A 16,679-nucleotide genomic window follows, 5' to 3' on the forward strand; every position below is an offset into this window, starting at 1 on the left:
GGCTCCTGACAGGTGAATTACCACCGAGTAGTGGCAATACCCCATCTGTCCTGTGACCTGAGAGTTTATCCAACCTGTGTGTCTGGTTGGGCTCCTTCGGTGGGCGTCAAACGCCGCTCTCCAGAGTGTCGGGCTGGTACGATCCTTTTGCCTGAGAGATTCCGGGGTGGTTGCTCCGTCGGCGCCTGACTGAACAGGTCTCTTTCATACCGCCTGTAGTGACGCGACTACAGTAGCTGTGCTTACAAAATTTTGCAATCAGGGTAAACCGGGAGCCGCTGGGGGCAACTCCCGGTTTGGGCTGGGGATCAGGAGGGGTAAATCCACAGTTTGGAGGGTGGCAATTGCAGGTGATGCACACCACTGGGCAGGGGCTCGGGCCCGAAAGCACGCAAGGTGCCGGCAGACGGGTCGGTCATGCGGAAAACATGCTCCCACTTGTCGCCCAGGTACATGCTGGTGGACAGTTGTAGTTGCAGCGTATCGGGGCCGGGTTGTGCATTCAACTGCACTTGTTCGACACGAATCACGGCGGTGGCTTGCTGGCCAGCGTTCAGGGGAGCGGCGGCATGGCCCCACAATTCCCAGCCGGGCCCACTTAGGCGAATTTGCTGGTCACGTTGTTCCGTCACCTTGCCTTGCAGACGGTTGTTCGAGCCCATGAACTCGGCGGTGTACAGCGTCTTGGGATTGCTGTAGACCTCTTGCGGGCTACCTTGCTGCTCGATTTCACCACCGTTCAGCAGCAAGATTCGGTCCGAAATCGCCATGGCTTCCGCCTGGTCATGGGTCACCATCAAAGCCGACAAACCCATCTGCACAATCAGCTCGCGCAGGAAGACGCGGGCTTCTTCGCGCAGCTTGGCATCCAGGTTGGACAGCGGCTCGTCCAGCAAGATCACAGGCGGGTTATAGACCAGAGCACGCGCAATGGCGACACGTTGTTGTTGCCCGCCAGACAGCTGGCTGGGGTAGCGTTCGCCCAGACCTTTCAAGCCCAGCTGATCCAGAATGGCGTCCACTTTCTGGCGGCTTTCCGCTTTGGGTGTCTTGCGCAGCGTCAAGGAGTAAGCGACGTTCTCCTGCACCGTCATGTGTGGCCACAAGGCGTAGGACTGGAACACCAGGCCCAGATTGCGGGCTTCAGCGGGCAGGTCGATACGGGCCTGCGAGTCGTACAGCACGTCATTATTGATGGCGATGCGGCCCTGGGATGGTTGTTCCAGCCCGGCAACGGCGCGCAGCAAGGTGGTTTTGCCGCTGCCCGAGGCACCCAGCAGGGAAACCACTTCGCCTTTGTTCAGGCTCATGGAGACCCCTTTCAAAACGGGGTTGCGGTCGTAGGCCAGGTGGATATTGTCTACAGTCAGCTCGGTCATCGTAGTTTCACTCCGAAGCGCAATGCGATGGTCAGGCCAATGACCACCAGAACGATATTAATAAAAGACAGGGCAGCCACAATGTCGATGGCACCGGTGGCCCACAGGGACACCAGCATGGAGCCAATGGTTTCCGTACCGGGTGTCAGCAGGTACACGCCGGTGGAGTATTCCCGCTCGAAAATCAGGAACATCAGCAACCAGGAGCCAATCAGGCCGAATTTTGCCAAAGGCAGGGTGATCTGGCGTGTGACCTGACCGGGGCGGGCACCCGTACTGCGGGCCGCTTCTTCCAGTTCAGGACCTACTTGCAGCAGAGTAGAGGAGATCAGGCGCAAGCCATACGCCATCCAAACCACGCTATAGGCCAGCCACACACTGAAGATGGTGCTGCGCAGGGCACGCATGGGACCGACGACCGAGCCTCGCAGCCATTCCGCCATGGGCAATACCGACAACCAGCCGTTTTCCAGGGACTGGTCCAGCCACATGGGCACGAACAGGAACATCCACAAGAAGGCCAGACCGGCCAGCAGACCGGGCACCGCACGTGGCACCAGTACGCTGTAGTCCAGGAAGCGGGTGATACCGTCTGGCTTGCGGTGCATGGCCAAACCGATAAGGGTGTAGCAGGTCACTGCCAAGGCACCCCCAAACACACCAATCGCGATCGAGTTCAGAATGGCGCGCAGCAGGTTGGCTTGCCCAAAGACTTGTCTGAATGCATCCAGAGAAAGCACGTCCATCAGCGACACCCCAATGCCCCAGTTGGACACAAAGGCACGCAGCACCACGCCGACAACCGGCACGATCACGGTAAAGAACAGCCACAGTGCAACCAGGGTTGCGGCAGCCCAGCGCCAGCGGCCCAGTGGCAGCGAGCGAGCTTGGGAAGCCTTGCCCTTGACGGTTACAAAGCGGTTGGCGGTACGCATCAGACGGCGTTGCAGCATCACCAGAGGAATGGTCATGGCGATCAGAATTACGGCAACCGCGGCCATCAGGTGATAGGACGGGATGCCTAGCTTGTTGGTCAGCTTGTACAAGTAGGTGGCCAGGACCAGGTGGCCCTCGGGATCACCCAGCACCAGAACCAGACCAAACACTTCCAGGCCCAGGAAAAACAGCAGCACGCAGGCATAGAGAATGGCCGGGCGAACCATGGGCAGGCTGACCGAGCGCATTACTTGCCAAGGGCTGGCACCGGCACTACGGGCGGCTTCTTCCACGTCCGAACCCATGCTGCGCAGGGCGGAGGAAATGTACAGGTAGGCGTGTGGAACGTGGGTCAGACCGGCAATGATGACAATGCTGGTGAAGGAATAAATGTTCCAGGGCACAAAACCGATCAGGTCCAGCGTCCAGGTGGAGAAAAATCCGACAGGCCCGGCGGCAACAATGTAGCCAAAGCCCAGCACCATGGGAGAGACAAAAATGGGGACCAGAATCAGCGGTTCAATCCAGGTACGACCGGGCAAATCGGTACGCACCATCAGGAAAGCAAGAATGCCACCTAAAGGAATCGAGATACCGGCCAGGCCAAAGGCCATGATGAAACCGCTACCCAGGGCTTTGTAAAAGTCCGGGTCGTCGAAAATAAAACGGAAGGCATCCAGCCCCAGAGACTTGTCAGCCGCGAAGAAAGGGGCGGATAGCAGGCTTTGGATGATGATCAGGCTAAGCGGCACATAAATGGCCAATGCCGTTATTAGAACAACGACATGGCGCGGCCAGGCCTGCCACCGAAGGCGTAAGGCTTGCATGATAAGGATTCCAGGCGGAAAAGAGGCGGGGTGGCGGCAAGGGCCACCACCCGATTCAAAGACGAAGCGTCTTACTTATTGGCGGCAGCGCGCCATTGCTTGATGAAGTCCAGACGTTCCTTTTGTTTCAGGAAGTCCAGCAGGGACGAATCCACCGGGATGGGGGTCAGTTCCACACCCGCCAGTTTCTTGGTCAGGCCGTCCACGTCGTTATCGCCTTCCACGTCAGAGCGAATCGAAGCCAGTTCCGATTTGTTGGCCAGGATGTCCTGACCGTCTTTGGATAGCATGTAGTCCAAAAAGACACGGGCGGCATTGGGGTTTTGTGCCTTGTTGCTGATGAAGGCCACGCGCGACAGAACCAGGGTGTAGTCCGAGGGGTACACAATGCCGATGGCTTTATCCTTGGCGGCGCGGGTTTCCGCATACGAACCGAGCAAGTTGTAGCCAATCAGGTTTTCACCCGAGCTGACGCGCTCCATCATGGTGCCGGTGGACGATTGCAGAACCAGATTGGCCGAGCCTACGCCCTTGATGAAATCCCAGTAGCTGTCGCCTTTCTTGCTGTCCTGAGCGGCCAGCATATAGCCCACAGCGGATTTCTCGATGTCGTAGGTGGTGACCTTGTTGCGGAAACGGTCCTTGTCGCTTTCGACCAGCTTGGCCAGTTCGGCGTGGGTCTTGGGCACTTCCTCGGGCTTGATCAAACGGTTGTTGTAGATGAACACCGTAGGCTCGTAGGTGGTGCCAAACGCCTTGTTTTCCCAAACGGCCCAGCTGGGCAGGGAGGGGATTTCAGGGGAGGCGTAGCTGGCGGCGTAGTCCGTGGCCAGGCGCATGGCCGAATCCATGGACGAACTCCAGACCACGTCACCACTATTGCTGCCCGAGGCTTGTTCGCTGATGTAGCGGTTGTACAGCTCGGTGCTGTTCATGTCGTGGTATTCGACTTTGATCTTGGGGTTGGCCGCTTCAAAGGCGGAAATCAGCGGAGCGGCTGCCTTGGTATCGGTCGTTGAGTAGACGATGACCTTGCCTTCTTTTTCGGCGGCTTGCGCTTGATCGCCTTGTGCCCAGGCCGCTTGACCGGCAAGCATGCTGGCACTGAGTGACAGGGCTAGCAGGCTAAGGCGGCTAGGGATGGTGAATGCTGACATTCGAGTCTCCTTGGTTTGGAGTCCCGTCATGATGCGGGACTTTTTTTAGGATCAATGTCATTCCATTGTGTTGACACTAGCTGTCAGCATCCTGTCACTGCTGATAGGGAACATCCCCTAGTCCGGTGGGCGTGTCCGTAACCAGACGCCGCCAGTTTTGTAGAAAGCGCTGGCGTCGAGTGGGGTCCAGACCCACCAGCAAGGAAGGGTTCAGGATAAGTGGTTGAACGATTCCAATTGATTGATTTGAAAAGGGTTTTGTAAACCAGCTGCCGGTTTCAATGGCATTGAGCGGGCCTAATCCAGCCGGACCCGCAATGGTTTGCTGTCCACGGGGCGAGAGCAAATAATCGATAAAAGTGGCGGCCAAATCCGGTCGACGAGCCTGTTTGTGAATCAGGGCGCTGCGGGTAAACACCGAGACGTAATCGCTGGGAACGACGATGGCAATGTCCGAACCGGCTTTTTGACGGGCTCGGGCATAAGAGCCCAGCACGTTGTAGGCCACATCCAGCGTGCCATTGTCCAGATCGTCCAGAATGGCGCCGGTATTGGCATACAAGCGGGTGCCGACACGCCCCAGGGCATTGGCCATCCCCCAGAAGGTGGAGGAGGTGCGTTCGTCGTAGAGCGCAAACAGATAGCCCACGCCACTGATCTGGATGTCGTAGGTGCCGACGCGTCCCATCAAGCTGCCGCTATTGCGCTCCAGCAGTCGGAGCAGGGCCTCGCGGGAGGCGGGTAAATCGGGCGGTAAACGGGACGGGGCGTAGGCGATGACAGCCGGTTCCAGTGTGAAGCCGAACACCTCATTGCGCCAGCGTGCCCAGTTGGGCATGGCATTGGTCAGGCTGGACGAGTAGGGGCGAGCGTAGCCATCGTTAGCCAGCTTCACCTGCAAGTCCGAGGCCGAGCTGATCAGCAAATCCGTGTCAGGCAGGCTGCCTTCAGTGGTATGCCGATACAGGGCCGTGGAGTCCATTTCATGGTAGAGAATGCTGACCTGAGGCTGGATTTGCTGGAAGTCGTGGACCAGCACTTCAAACAGCTCCGTATCGGTAGGACCCGCGATCACCAGCAAAGGCTGATCGTCTGTTTTTTGCTTGGGAGCAAGCGCCGGGTACTCATGACTGCGTATACCCATATCAGGCCGTGCGATTTTGTCCTGCGCATAAGTGGTATCGGGGTTTGCAAGCAGCCCCGTCAATGCCAAGGCCAGAACCGCCAGCGTCTGTGGCAGGGTGTTTGCAGGTTTGGGACCTTGGATCAGCGCCGGGATTTCGATGCGGACCGTCAGCCCTTGCGGCGAGTGATCACGCAAGAGCAGGGTTCCCTGATGCGCTTGCACTACTGTGCGCACGATCGACAGCCCCAAGCCCGAGCCTGGTCTGCCTTGACTGCTGGGGCCGCGCTGAAAGCGCTCCAGCAAGCGGGTTTTGTCCTCGTCGCTGATGCCGGGGCCCAGGTCAGAAACATCAAATACCACCAAGCCACTGGGCCGGGTATAGATGCGTACCGAAATGTGCTCCTCGCTGTAGAGCATGGCGTTGTCGATCACGTTGCGCAGCATTTCTCGCAGTGAAACGTGGTCGCCCAAGACCTGGGCACGCCGCGCCGAAGGAGTAATGTGGACTTGCAGCCGGTGAGCCCGATCCGGGTCTACACGCCCTTGGATTTCCTGAATCAGTGGGGGCACGTCCAAGGGGCGCATGGTGCTGCGATCCAGACGATGGCTGACCGTGGCATCCATCAGCAATTGGTTCAGCAAATGGGTAGCATGGGTGGTGTTGTTCAGAATCCGTTGCAGACGCGGGCGTACGGCCTCCGAGCCGGGCTGATCCATGGCTAGCTGGGTTTGCAGGTGCACGGCCGCCAAAGGCGTGCGAATCTGATGGGCCGCATCGGCGACCAGATTGTTCAGGGTGCCTACCGCGGTTTGCAGACGCTGCATGAAGGCATTCAGAGTGTCGACCAGGCGGCGAATTTCCTTGGGTACTGGCGTATCTATGGGCTGCAGGTTGTCGTGAGAGCGCTCCCTAAGCGCGGTCTCCAATTCTGCCAAGGGGGCGAAGGCACGGCGTATTCCCAGACTGGTAATCATCAGTGCCAGCAAAATCAGGCCCGTTAGCGACAAGGTACTGCGGCCCAGTAGCTCGTCGGCCAGCGCCTGCCGGGTTCCCAAGGTTTCGGCCACGCGTATGGTGATCCAGCCCCGGCCTAGCGAGTGCTCGCCCGTCAGCAAGCGCCCGATCGTGGCGACCCGCACGGGCGTGTCGTGATAGCTGATCGTGTCATAACGGGGTTCAGAACTGTTGGCGGGTGGGAGGGTCTCTCCCAAGTCCGGGTAGCCGGAAATCAGCCCACTGGTGGAGCGCACACTGTAAAAAATGTGCTCCTGTTCGGGCAGCATGGCCATGGCCGAGTAGGGCAGTTCCAGGGAGAGCTCGCCTTCATCAATTTGAATGGCGTTGGCAATGGTCAGGGCGGCGGCTTTCAGAAGCCGGTCATAAGCGGAATCGGCAGCGCGCTGGGCGTATTGGCGTGACGCCAGACCCAGGGCCAAAAGGGCGGCGGCCAATAGACACACCGCCAGCGCCAGCACACGCTGCTGGATGGATAGGGCGCGGCGCATTAGCTGACATCGCCCAGGCTAGCCATGTAGCCGGTGCCACGCACCGTGTCGATGCGAATGGCAATATCGCTAAGCTTGCGCCGCAGACGGGAGACATGCAGCTCTACGGCATTGGGACTGGAGTCTTCATCAAAGTTGAATAGCTGCATCATCAGCCGTTCTTTGGTGACGACTTGCCCGGCACGACTCAGGAGCAATTCCAGCAGGCAGAATTCGCGCTGACCAAACTCCACGGTTTGATCCCGGCTATTGATGCGCCGCGCTGCGATATCAATACTGACGTGTCCCAACTGCCAGATTTCTGCTTGCGTGGTAGCGGGGCGACGCATCAGGGCGCGCAGCCGTGCTTCCAGCTCGCGCAGATCAAACGGTTTGACCAGATAATCGTCCGCCCCCAGGTCCAGCATGGAAACACGGTCCTCGATTTCTGATCGAGCCGTCATTACCAGTACGGGCAAGCTGGGCGTTTGCCGACGTAGATGCCGCAAAATACTGAAGCCGTCCTGATCGGGCAGCATGATGTCCAAGAGTAGGACGTCCCAATTATCCATTTCAAGATAGCGCAGGGCCTGCTCGCCATTCATGACCCACTCCACGCTATGACCGCCCGCGCTGAGCCGGCTGGCGATGGCCTCTCCCAAATCCTCATTGTCCTCGACCATGAGTAATCGCATATTGCCTCCATCGGATGGGCTCCTGCATGTTGAGGTGCCTCTTGATTTGATTTTTTATTCTATCCCATGGAGGGCAGGCACCTAATCGACCCTGAAATGCGCCCCCAGGCTGTGTGGACGAGCCAAGGCAGCCTGGGTTAGCAGCCAGGCTGTGTCCAGTTGCAGGCTTAGACTGGCTTGTTCTTGGGTGCAGGGGAGTTGGCGGATCTGTTCGCGCCAATCTCCAAGGGTGCGCAGGGCGTAGGTCAGGCCCTGGCGATTGCGCAACAGGCCGACATGCTCTTGCATCAAGTTGCGCAAGGCGGGCAGGGAGGGGGGATTGTTTGTGGATGGGCTGCGGTTTTTACTGTTGCCGTTGCCGTTGCCGTTGCCGTTGCCGTTGCCGTTGCCGTTGCTATAGCTATTGTTTTTGCCATAGTGACGTCCTTTGTCGTTGATTATGTTTTCCATTGCATTGGCTGCCGCCGCAGTCATAAGGGAATGTCTTGGGTTTGGGGTCGAGCGCGAACTAGCGTTCAAACTCAAACCCCAATTCGGGCCGACACTAGCCTGGGAACTGGAACTGGAACTGGAACTGGAACTGGAACTGGAACTGGAACTGGAACTGGAACTGGAACTGGAGTTTGGATTGGAGTTCTTGTATGAACATGAGCGTGACATCGAACTTGTATTTGCAATGTCTGTCTCAGGGATCAAAGCTGAACGCTGGTTTCTCTTGCTTCCAGCAATCGCCTCGGCAGCCGCCCGCCCCATGACGACACACTCCAGCAAGGAGTTGCTGGCCAATCGATTTGCCCCATGCAAACCTGTGCAGGCCGCTTCACCCACGGCGTACAAACCAGCTACCGTCGTGCGGCCTGACAAGTCTGTTTCAACCCCCCCGCAGCTGTAGTGCGCGGCAGGCGCTACCGGCACCCAATCCTGACGTAAATCCAAACCCCGACGCAAACCTTCTTCCAATGCTTTCGGGAAATGCTGCTGCAAAGTGTCCGCACCAAGATGGCGTACATCCAGCCAGACATGGCTGCTACCTTCTTGCCGCATCTGTGCGGCAATCGCACGCGACACAATATCGCGTGGAGCCAGTTCCGCTCTGGCGTCGTAATCCGGCATGAAGCGGCGACCTTGCTTGTCCAGCAGATGTCCACCCTCACCACGCAAGGCTTCGGTTAGCAAGAAGGTGGGACCCTCCGCATGCAAGCAGGTCGGATGAAACTGCACAAACTCCAGATCGCGTATCGCCGCACCAGCGCGCCAGGCCAGGGCAATGCCTTCTCCCAAGGCGCTGTCGGGATTGGTGCTGTGCGCGTACAGGCTACCTAGCCCACCAGTTGCCAACACGACATGATCCGCCAACATAGTTTCGTAGCGACGAGTGTGCTTGTCGTAGATATCCACGCCAGCCACCGCGCCTTGCTCATTGTGGCGCAGGTCTAATGCCAGGCAGTCTGTACGCTGCTGGATATGAGAGGCTTGAGTCAATTGGGGCAGGAGAGCCTGCATGATGGCATAACCACTGGCATCGGCCGCGTGTACGATGCGTCGCTGGCTGTGCCCACCCTCGCGAGTCAGGTGCAATTGGCCATCTTCCGTTCTGTCCAGAGGAACCTGCTTTTTCAGTAGCCAATGCACCGCTTCTGGCGCGGCTTGCAAAATCCCGCGCACCGCTTCTTTATCCGAGTGCCGAGCACCCGCTTCCAGCGTGTCTTCAATGTGTTGTTCCAGACTGTCCTGGGCACTGAGTACGGCGGCCAGACCTCCCAAGGCCATCGGGCTGGCCCCACAGGGAGCGGGGGCGCTGCTGAGCAGAGTCACTTTCATGGTGGAGGGCAAGGATAGAGCCAGACTGGTGCCAGCCAGCCCCGCACCGATGATTAACACCTCCGTCTGTGTCGAGCCTGATTGCATCAAGCAGCTCCTACATGCTGGAACTGCTGACTGTGCTCGGCCAGGTCAGCACTAACGCGCAAATTGTTCTGCTGAGCGGCAGCAAAATCCATCATGCGTTGCAAAGAACGTCGGGCGCCTTCACGCAGGTCAGGATCTACTTGAATGCCAGGGCCTGGTTGACTTAATCGTTGATGCAGTGCTTCCAGACTGTTCAAGGCCATCCAGGGGCAAAAGGCGCAGCTTTTGCAGGTAGCACTTTCGCCCGCGGTAGGGGCGGCCAAAAAGGTTTTACTCGGCGCTTGCTGGCGCATGGCATGCAAGATTCCTTGATCGGTGGCGACGATAAAGGTGTCGGCAGAACGATTGATGGCAGCGCGCAGTAGCTGCGTTGTCGAACCAACCACATCTGCCAGCGCAACAACAGAAGCGGGTGATTCGGGATGCACCAGCACCTGGGCATCGGGGTGCTCGCTCATCAAGGCTTTCAAGCCATCGGCCTTGAATTCGTCATGGACCAGACAGGAGCCTTGCCAAAGCAGCATGTCTGCGCCGGTTTGTTTTTGGATATAAGAGCCCAAATGACGATCCGGTGCCCACAGAATTTTTTTCCCTTGGGCATGTAAATGCCGCACGATGTCCAGGGCGATGGAGGACGTCACCACCCAATCCGCCTGGGCTTTGACAGCCGCGCTGGTATTGGCATACACCACCACTTCCCGATCCGGATGCGCAGCACAGAATTGCTTGAAATCTTCGGGGGCACAACCTAGATCCAGAGAACACGTCGCCTCGTCATGCACGGCCAGTACGCGCTTTTCAGGGCTCAGAATTTTGGCGGATTCAGCCATAAAGCCCACGCCGGCTACCAAGACCGTGCTGGCTTCATGTTCCTGCCCAAAGCGCGCCATTTCTAGAGAGTCACCCACGCAGCCCCCGGTTTCCAAGGCCAGATCCTGAACATCCGGGTCTGTGTAGTAGTGGGCCACCAGTACGGCGTCTTGCTCTTTCAACTGCTTGGCCAGAGCTTGCTTCAAAGCGGCCTTATCGCTTTGCAGATTGAGTTTGGAAGGAACTTCATGCCAGGTAATCTGACGGCTCAAAGTGTCCTTGGCGTCGGGCTGACAGACATCCACGGGGAAATGCTGAATCATGTTCATCCTTGATGCTCATTTTGAGCATAAATAGAATAAAAAAATGGGGAATATGAATTTCTGATTCGAAAGAAGCGCGTCTCTATTGTTATGCTTTTTTTGAGCATAAATAAAAAAACAGCACACTGCAAGCACAAGAGCAGGGTAGGGAAAGAAAAAAGAGGGGTGCCCCGCCTTGGACGCCTGTGCCCAAGGCGGGGTGAAAGCCAATTAAGGCGCAGGGTTCGGGGTGTGGTGATGAATAGCGTTGATCTTGGCGATTAACTCATCACTTAATTGAACATCTGCACTGGCGATGTTCTCGCGCAGTTGTTCCAGCGTAGTCGCACCGATCAGGTTGCTGCTGGTAAAGGCTTGCTGGTTTACCCAGGCCAAGGCCAATTGGGTAGGCGTCAAACCGTATTCGCGAGCCAGTTCGTTGTAGGCCAACGCGGCCTCACGAGCGCGGGGAGCATCGTAGCGCGTGAAACGGTCGTACAGCGTCAGCCGTCCTTTCTCGGGACGAGCTCCGTTGTCATATTTGCCCGTCAACACACCCATCGCCAAAGGTGAATAGGCCAGCAGACCCAGGCCTTCATAACGGCAGAATTCGGACAGCCCTTCTTCAAACACGCGGTTCAGCAGGTTGTAGGGGTTCTGGATCGTGGCAATCAAAGGCAGAGAGCGGGAGCGCGACAGCTCCAGAAATCGCGAAACACCCCAAGGCGTTTCATTGGAGACACCTATGTGACGTATCTTGCCTTGACGCACAAAGTCATCCAGTACCGACAAGGTTTCCTCGATTGGGATAGTGTCTTCTTCTTTCCACGGGTAGCTGCGCTGCCCAAATGTCACCGTGCTGCGATCCGGCCAGTGCAGTTGATACAGGTCCAGATAGTCTGTTTGCAGTCGACGCAGGCTGTCATGCAGGGCTTGTTCCAGATTCTTGCGATCCAGGCTGGTACCGCCATTGCGGATATGACCAGGGCGTTTGGGGTCACGTTGGGGGCCAGCAATTTTGCTGGCCAGAACAATGTCCTTGCGGCGGCCGGTTTTAGCCAGCCAGGTGCCGATATATTGCTCGGTCAAACCTTGCGTAGCCGCCATAGGGGGCACAGGGTACATCTCGGCGGTATCCACCAGATTCACACCCAGTTCCAAAGCAAGGTCCAGTTGAGCGTGCGCATCGGCCTCGCTGTTCTGTTCCCCGTATGTCATGGTGCCCAAGCCAATCAGGCTGACATCCAGGTCTGTATTGCCCAGCTTGCGGTATTTCATTTGCTTCGACTCCCGAAAGCGCAGGGCCGGGCGGCCCTACAAACCGTGCATGGTAGCGTATTTAGCCAGCCTGCCGGGCAGCTTATTGTGCAGCTGTGTACACCAGACGACCTTGGAAAATAGTCATCAACACCTTGGTGCCGCTGATTTCGCTAGGCTCAATCTTGAATAAGTCCCGATCCAGCACAATCAGATCAGCAGATTTCCCTGTTTCCAAAGACCCCGTTTCTGTTTCGCGGCCCAAAGCCTTGGCACCGTTTTGCGTAAAAATCTGCAGTGCTTCGGTCAGATTCAAGGCTTGTTCAGCGCCCAGTTGCTCACCCTGCCGCTGCCCGAAGGGATTGGCGCGCGTCATCAGAGACTCAATCGCGGGCCAAGGGTTGTTGTCCTTCACACCAGAGGGCCAGTCCGAGCCGGCAATAATGGTGGCGTCATGATCCAACAACATACGGGCCTGGAACATGTTCCTGCTGCGCTCACCCACTACCGAGCTGATGGCGTCAGTCAAACCGGAGGGGTACCAGATATAGGGAGAAAAGTCGGCGGCTACATTCAGAGCCTTGAAGCGCGGTTTGTCCTGATCGTCTACAAACTCCGAGTGTGCAAGCTCGTGCATCAAACCTTGAGGACCATTGGCGTTGCGTGCTTTTTCAATAGCGTTCAACGCCACGCGAATAGCCCGATCACCCGCGGTATGCATCTTCAAACCATAACCGGCTGCATCCAGGTGAGAGACGACGCGATCCAGTTCATTTTCAGGAACGACCAAGGCCCCCAAGGACAGAGGATCATCCTGGTGAGTATCCGCGTAGGGCTCCAGCATGGCGGCTGTATGTGCCGCGGTAGGAACCCCGTCGGTATAGATCTTGACGTAGTTGGTCTTCAGGTCAGGGAGGGCATACTGCTTGCTGATGCGGTCAATTTCAGCAAAATCAAAAACATGCTTGCTGTTCTTGCCCGAGATACGGATGGCGGTGGCGATATGGGCATTCAAACCCTCTTGCTTGGCCAGGTTGTAATACGAGCGCACAACAGCCTCGCTGGCATCGGCATCCTTTAAACCCGTAATCCCGAACTGGTTGGACTCCTGGATGGCATAGCGCGCTGCTTTCAGATATTGATCATCCGTCCAATCCGGTACAAAAGAACGGATATAGCTATTGGCCTCGACTAAAACCCCGTTGGGTTCGCGGCTATCAAGCTCGTGCTTGACGGTCATGCCGCTAGGAGGCGTAAAGTTGGCATCAATCTGCAAGAGGCCCAAAGCCTTGGAGTTGACCCAGGCGTTGTGACCCGTGTCGTCGGTCAACACAATAGCCTTGTCGCCAGAGACGGCATCCAGCCATGCGCGCGGCGAAGCAATTTTGTGAGTCTTGAAGAAATCACTGTCCCATTGGCCTCCCTGAATCCACAGCGTTTCGTTACGCGCCACGCAGGCTTTCAAGGTGTTTGCCAATACATCCGGCGTTACCGTGAAAGGGAAGTTGCACTGGAACAGATGCTTCAAGCCACCCCATACAGGATGGGAGTGTGCTTCATTGATACCGGGCATAGCCATTTTCCCGCCAAGATCAATCAGCTGAGTCTTGTCCCCACGTCTGGATTGCAGTTGCTCTGTACTGCCCACGGCTTCAATTTTTCCATCACGTATCGCAATGGCTTCAACCCAAGCCTGTTCCGGGTTTTGCGTATAAATACGCCCATTCACGACTAGCAGGTCGGCCGCAGGTGAGGCTGCCAATATTATTGGGCTGATAGTACTGATCCCAGCCAGGCATGCCAATGAGGCAACTGCTAAACGTGAACGACTAAAAGGCATGTCTCTTTGCTCCAGTATTGTTATGACTATGTTTGAGGTGTTGGATATAGCTTTCTTGTGTTTTTGAGAGTTCAAAAAAGCGATAGCCAACACCTCAAGGCTACAGCTCTGGAGCAGGGGTTTCTATAGGTAAAAACACAATGAGAGATCTACGAATATGCCCAAAGTTATTCAAGCAATAAAATACCTCTGAACGTGTGAAAGAAGCTTTATGTGTCAATTGGTAGCCAACAAAAAAGCCTTCACGCATCAGCAGTGAAGGCTTTCCGAGAGAGGCTCAGCTACGGGTATCAGGCCGCCTCATCATGCTCCGGCAGGGCGGGTGGAGCAGGCAGCGGGCGGTTAGGCAGTAAAGGCAAACCGTGTTTGCTGCGCAAACGCTGGCAATCCACATTTGGGCTGCCATCCAGTTCCCAGATTTGGTAGTCACGACAGGGAGTAGGGCGATCCGGATAAATAGCGCAATGAATCCCAGGCTGGCCCAAGGTGCCACGCAAGGCAATACAACGACCTTCCCCTTGCTCGGTTCCTTTCATACAGGCGCGCAACGGCCCAACCTTGGTGGTCAACTCGACCGGTACCGTACCGCCAGTCTCGCCACTTAACTCACCACTATAGAAAGACACCCGAAAGTGCGAACAGCACACGCCGCAGCTTAAACAGGGGTTTTCATCAAAAATCTCGTCATTGGGTGGCGTATAAAGCACCGCTTCCAGCGTAGTTTCCTGAACGCCGGGTAAATCCAGTAGTGGAGTCGGGGTGGGCGGGAGAGAAGAGCAAGTCATGTGCGTAGGTGTCCCGTAGCAGCCGCAGATCTGTTTCGGACGAGATTGATGATCTGCAGGCGTAAAGCAATTATTTTATTTTTGCCCGAAGAACTTGAATAGAAAAATCGTGCGACAGTGGGCCAGCTTGATGCTGGCTGGAGACAGATTGTGTGTATCTGTATGTTTCATGGCTCTGCCTTGCCAGGAAGCACATAAATTTATGGAAATTCGTCAGTTTTTGTTTAATTCTTATAAAACAATGGATTACAAGATTTCTCGGTCTTGGGGAGCAATTTTTCCAGCTAAGACATATAAAAAAGATCATATTTTTTATAGAAAAACGCAAAATAGTGTTGACAGCCCCATAGGGAAGATCTATTATTTCATTTCTTCACCGCAGGCGGTTAGCTCAGTTGGTTAGAGCGCTACGTTGACATCGTAGAGGTCGCTGGTTCGAATCCAGTACTGCCTACCAGAATACATGCACACAGCTCCAAGCTGTGCCAAGAAAAGCCCCAAAGATCAATGCTTTGGGGCTTTTTTGTTTTCTACAACTATAGCCTGCACTATTAATGCCTATATTGAATCCAGCGCGCGTCTAAGCTCTCTAGGCTCAGGGCTGACCCCAACGGCCCGTAAATGGCGATTACAGATAAACCAGATTTCGTCCCTGTCGTTAGCCAAAATAAAGAAGGCATCCGATGTCTCTGACGGGTTGAACATCCCCAGGGCACGGTAAGCAGTCTGCATATTGAATCCGCTTTGAAGCGGGGAGGGCTTGGGCCCATCCTTCAGCTCTTGAACACGAAGATATAGTCCCGTCTCTAGTGTGATCATGCAAGCCTCGCTTCTAGTTGCGTTGCTTTATTCTAGGAGCAGGAAAAGATCTTCGCCACAGGTCCGTACCTTTAGGTGTAATAAGACTTCATCAGATATAACAGAGCTTATGGCAGTCGACAAAAAAACCTCGGTAGAGGCTTTTTTGTGTGTTCGCGCCCGGGGTGTTTTGTCTTACATGACAACATACTGGGAGATGGCCAGAAAATGCGCAGCGCTGCCGGCCAGTACAAATAAATGCCAAATGCCGTGCCAATGTCGGAAGCGTTCGTCAAACACAAAGAACACGATCCCGGCGGTATAAATTGCTCCCCCAGCCGCCAGCCAGGAAAAACCTTCCGAGCCCAGGTTGTCTGCCAGCGGGCCCAGTGCCAGCAATACAATCCATCCCATAACGGCATAGATCACCAGCGATAGTATGCGTGCCGGCGAACGTGGTCGGATATCTTGAAGAATGCCAATCAGTGCCAAACCCCAGACCACGCCGAACAGACTCCATCCCCAAGGGCCTCGCAGCGTTACCAGGCAGAAGGGCGTGTAGCTGCCAGCAATCAACAGGTAGATGGAAAAGTGATCCAGCTTGCGGAAGACGTTTTTGGCCCGTCCCTTGAAGCAGTGGTACAGGGTGGAAATCAGGTACAGCAGGATAAGGGTGGCGCCGTAAATGGCCGTGCTGGTGATGCGCCAGGGGTCCCCGGTAAAGCTCGCCATGACAATTAGCCAGGATACGCCGCCTACAGCCAGAACTGCACCGATCAGATGTGACCAGGCATTGAAACGTTCACCGTAATACATGATGCTTTATTCTCTCCGAACATTCGGCACGCCGATTGCAAGACCGTCGACGTGGTCGGAAAAGCTTAGCGCATAAATCAAGCTCTCGTATTGATCTCTGTTAGGTCAATGCGGGACATTCGTTCGCCGCTTTGGATGAGGAATGCCGGTCGAAGTGTCCACTACACAAAACCTGATGAGTTGCACTTTTTTACTTGCTTGGGTTCTTGCCTGACTTGATGTCATATCTCTTGCGTTGTCAGTAAAAGAGGTGTGGTTTGATGGAAATTCAGTCACTTGTTGGCCTGCCACGTAAACCCCAATACCTGCTGACCAACTCCAGTTTTAGGATACGTTTGCGCGACGTGCGCTCATACCTAAAGAGGGTCATCATGAAATTTGTGCTTTACAAGGACAAAAGTGGTGAATGGCGGTGGCGATTCAAGGCCGCGAATGGGAACATTATTTGCGTTAGCTCCGAGGGCTACAGCAGTAAGCAGAGCGCACAACACAGTATTGAGTCTGTGAAAAAAGGGATGGCTGATGCTCCGGTTGTCGAGGAGTAAGCAGAGACTTTCC

The 16,679-nt window shown here is 55.8% G+C and carries 12 protein-coding genes, 1 tRNA gene and 2 riboswitches; of the genes, 2 read left to right on the forward strand and 11 right to left on the reverse strand.

Annotation, left to right across the window (positions count from 1 at the left end; translation table 11 throughout):
* Positions 1–44 precede the first annotated feature (44 nt).
* Positions 45–125: riboswitch (glycine riboswitch) on the reverse strand.
* A 4-nt stretch (positions 126–129) separates the two neighbouring features.
* Positions 130–217, reverse strand: a riboswitch (glycine riboswitch).
* A gap of 91 nt (positions 218–308) precedes the next feature.
* The 10 genes from WFM49_RS06520 to WFM49_RS06565 form a co-directional block, all read right to left on the reverse strand.
* Positions 309–1,379, reverse strand: coding sequence for an ABC transporter ATP-binding protein (locus WFM49_RS06520; RefSeq protein ID WP_336972406.1), 1,071 nt, complete (start codon positions 1,377–1,379; stop codon positions 309–311).
* A complete protein-coding gene (locus WFM49_RS06525; protein WP_336972408.1) occupies positions 1,376–3,142 on the reverse strand; it encodes an ABC transporter permease in 1,767 nt (588 codons plus the stop codon). Before WFM49_RS06525 ends, WFM49_RS06520 begins: the two co-directional genes overlap by 4 nt.
* A 71-nt stretch (positions 3,143–3,213) precedes the next feature.
* Complete coding sequence (locus WFM49_RS06530; RefSeq protein ID WP_080747931.1) at positions 3,214–4,299, reverse strand: ABC transporter substrate-binding protein; 1,086 nt, start codon at positions 4,297–4,299, stop codon at positions 3,214–3,216.
* Between the two features lie 94 nt (positions 4,300–4,393).
* Complete coding sequence (locus tag WFM49_RS06535) at positions 4,394–6,931, reverse strand: sensor histidine kinase (protein ID WP_336972410.1); 2,538 nt, start codon at positions 6,929–6,931, stop codon at positions 4,394–4,396.
* Entirely contained in the window at positions 6,931–7,605 is a 675-nt protein-coding gene (locus tag WFM49_RS06540; protein ID WP_035267896.1) for a response regulator transcription factor, read from the reverse strand. Before WFM49_RS06540 ends, WFM49_RS06535 begins: the two co-directional genes overlap by 1 nt.
* Positions 7,606–7,686: 81 nt before the next feature.
* The gene (gene nadB / locus WFM49_RS06545) at positions 7,687–9,513 is read right to left on the reverse strand and encodes an L-aspartate oxidase (RefSeq protein WP_336972413.1); all 1,827 of its coding nucleotides are present in this window, start codon (positions 9,511–9,513) and stop codon (positions 7,687–7,689) included.
* Positions 9,513–10,652 (reverse strand): quinolinate synthase NadA, encoded by a 1,140-nt coding sequence (nadA, locus tag WFM49_RS06550; protein WP_336972415.1) that lies wholly within the window; start codon positions 10,650–10,652, stop codon positions 9,513–9,515. The genes nadB and nadA overlap by 1 nt, the downstream gene beginning before the upstream one ends.
* Positions 10,653–10,856: 204 nt before the next feature.
* Positions 10,857–11,903: an NADP(H)-dependent aldo-keto reductase gene (locus WFM49_RS06555; RefSeq protein WP_021446668.1), complete on the reverse strand. Its 1,047-nt coding sequence runs from the start codon at positions 11,901–11,903 to the stop codon at positions 10,857–10,859.
* 82 nt (positions 11,904–11,985) lie between these two features.
* Positions 11,986–13,644 carry an amidohydrolase gene (locus tag WFM49_RS06560; protein WP_336972416.1) on the reverse strand — a complete coding sequence of 553 codons (1,659 nt, stop codon included), beginning with the start codon at positions 13,642–13,644 and terminating at the stop codon, positions 11,986–11,988.
* Positions 13,645–14,012: 368 nt separating this feature from the next.
* Positions 14,013–14,429 carry a YkgJ family cysteine cluster protein gene (locus WFM49_RS06565; protein WP_035267876.1) on the reverse strand — a complete coding sequence of 139 codons (417 nt, stop codon included), beginning with the start codon at positions 14,427–14,429 and terminating at the stop codon, positions 14,013–14,015.
* 458 nt (positions 14,430–14,887) lie between these two features.
* On the opposite strand from WFM49_RS06565, the gene WFM49_RS06570 reads away from it, so the two are divergent.
* Positions 14,888–14,964, forward strand: a tRNA-Val gene (locus WFM49_RS06570).
* A gap of 536 nt (positions 14,965–15,500) precedes the next feature.
* Here the strand turns inward: WFM49_RS06570 and trhA are convergent.
* A complete protein-coding gene (trhA, locus tag WFM49_RS06575; protein ID WP_009454498.1) occupies positions 15,501–16,121 on the reverse strand; it encodes a PAQR family membrane homeostasis protein TrhA in 621 nt (206 codons plus the stop codon).
* Positions 16,122–16,492: 371 nt separating this feature from the next.
* Between trhA and WFM49_RS06580 the strand changes: the two genes are divergently transcribed.
* Positions 16,493–16,666, forward strand: coding sequence for a YegP family protein (locus WFM49_RS06580; protein ID WP_021446666.1), 174 nt, complete (start codon positions 16,493–16,495; stop codon positions 16,664–16,666).
* Positions 16,667–16,679 lie beyond the last annotated feature (13 nt).

Source organism: Alcaligenes sp. PF14, assembly GCF_037150615.1.
In the GTDB taxonomy this organism is placed as follows: domain Bacteria; phylum Pseudomonadota; class Gammaproteobacteria; order Burkholderiales; family Burkholderiaceae_B; genus Alcaligenes; species Alcaligenes phenolicus.